Raw genomic sequence first — 845 nt, forward strand, 5'->3', positions numbered from 1 at the left:
CGTTGAAAATCAGATAGAGTAGTTCGCAGAAGTGTTAATGCATGCGTTTGGAAATGAGAAGCGCGATAATCTAACTAATTGGTTTGACCGAGCGAAGATGCCTGTTTCAGGATTGGGGGTTTCCATGAAAATAGACAAAAAGCGACTTAAAAAGAGAATCAACGATCAAGATGAGCCGAAGAATAAAGGCAAGTTGCATGATGACTTGCAAGAACTACATCATTTTATTTTGGCGGTGCAGAAAAAAGATAATGTCTTGACGCCGAGTTTTCTATCACGGGTTAATTTGCGGTTACCACAAATTATGTATCGTTTAGAAAAAGTGGTACATCCGCATTTATCACCAGAGCAAGCCGTGCCGCTTCATGACTACGAATTCGTTTTGGGTGAAACGCGTCAGTTGCTATACCAAACCGATCAAGGCGTGCTACTTGATGTGACAGAATTCGAAGACGTGACGAACAAGTTGTTGTGGCAACGGCTGTCAGGGGATGAATATTTGGCAGCCTTGGCCACACCATGGGTGGCGCCGGAAGTTGAAACGCCAACCGTTGATGCAACGACGGAATTAACGATGACCTTAGAATGAGCTAATAAAACGTTGAAACGCCAAGCGGTTGAGGCGATGGAGCGGGCTTTGAAGGCGGAAGACGACTTGCGCCGATTACAACGCGAGTGTGATGCAAAAGAAAAAGCGATAACGGACCAAAAATATCAGCTACAAGCTTCCGAACAAGAACAAGGGAATACGGTGGAACAATTGCTCAGTTTGCGCCATCAAAATCAGACACAGGCGACTGAGTTAACGACATTGCGCCAAACGTTGCGTGAGGCACAGACGACGG

At 45.6% G+C, this 845-nt stretch carries 2 protein-coding genes; both read left to right on the forward strand.

The window, feature by feature from the left end:
- Nucleotides 1–124: 124 nt before the first annotated feature.
- The gene (locus WEIDD23_RS12025) at nucleotides 125–589 is read left to right on the forward strand and encodes a hypothetical protein (RefSeq protein WP_156469661.1); all 465 of its coding nucleotides are present in this window, start codon (nucleotides 125–127) and stop codon (nucleotides 587–589) included.
- Between the two features lie 12 nt (nucleotides 590–601).
- Nucleotides 602–845, forward strand: a 244-nt coding sequence (locus WEIDD23_RS12030) for a hypothetical protein (protein WP_156469662.1), incomplete at its 3' end; no start/stop codon positions are given.

Origin of the sequence: Weissella sp. DD23 (assembly GCF_001579105.1) — a bacterium.
Lineage (GTDB): Bacteria > Bacillota > Bacilli > Lactobacillales > Lactobacillaceae > Weissella > Weissella cibaria.

Bases quoted from the DNA above. Each gene is read 5' to 3' on its own strand.
- WEIDD23_RS12025 (WP_156469661.1), top strand. From the start codon at position 125: ATGAAAATAGACAAAAAGCGACTTAAAAAGAGAATCAACGATCAAGAT.